Here is a 799-nt window from a genome sequence, read left to right on the forward strand (position 1 = left end):
GCGGGCCGTCACGTCCACGGCGCTGCCCGCGAAGCCCACGAGCCGGCCGTCGCGCAGCAGGGGGACCACGGCGATGTCGCAGAGTATTTCCCGGTGGCCCGGCAGCTGGAACATGGCCTGGCAGTTGCGCGGCGCCAGCCGGGCCAGGGGATCGAGCAGGGCCTGGATCTGCGCGCGGTACGGGCCGTCCACGATGTTCTCCAGCGGCTGCCCTACGGCCTCGGAGCTGGGCTGGCCGGTCAGTTGTTCCCAGCGCGCGTTCACGAAGGTCAGCAGACCCTCGCTGTCGGTGCGAAAGATCAGCTCCTGCACGCTGCGCATGAGCACGGCCATCTCGTGCTCGCTGCGCGCCAGGCGCGCCTGGGCCTGCTCCATGGCCTGCTGTGCCGTCTTCTGCTCCCTGCGCGTCTTGAGCACCGACCAGCTCAGGCCCAGCACCAGGGCCAGCAGGGCCACGCCGGCCACGAAGAAGGCGAAGGCGTCATCCCTCCAGCGCGCCACCAGGGCTGCGTAGGGCTCCTCCACCACCAGCAGCAGGGGCCAGTTGCGCACGGTGCGAAACGACACGATCTCATGGGAGCCGAGCATGCCCGCGCCGATGTAGGAGCCGAATTCGCTGTGCGGCAGCCACTGCCGGAACAGCGGTGTCTGCAGCACGGCGGTCGCCTGCACGCCCGTGCCCGCATTGGTGCTGGCCAGCGGCCGGCCGTCGTAGGTCAGCAGCACGGCCTCGTAGCTGAGGATCTCCAGCGTGGCCTGGTAGAAGTTGGCCACGGCGTCGGGGTTGATCAGGACGCGG

The 799-nt window shown here is 70.1% G+C and carries 1 protein-coding gene; it reads right to left on the bottom strand.

The genetic code is table 11. The annotated features are described in order from the left end of the window. On the bottom strand, nucleotides 1–799 hold a 799-nt coding region (locus tag L995_RS06340; RefSeq protein WP_047470264.1), incomplete at both ends, for a PAS domain S-box protein.

Source organism: Delftia sp. ZNC0008 (assembly GCF_000799035.1).
In the GTDB taxonomy this organism is placed as follows: domain Bacteria; phylum Pseudomonadota; class Gammaproteobacteria; order Burkholderiales; family Burkholderiaceae_C; genus Comamonas; species Comamonas tsuruhatensis.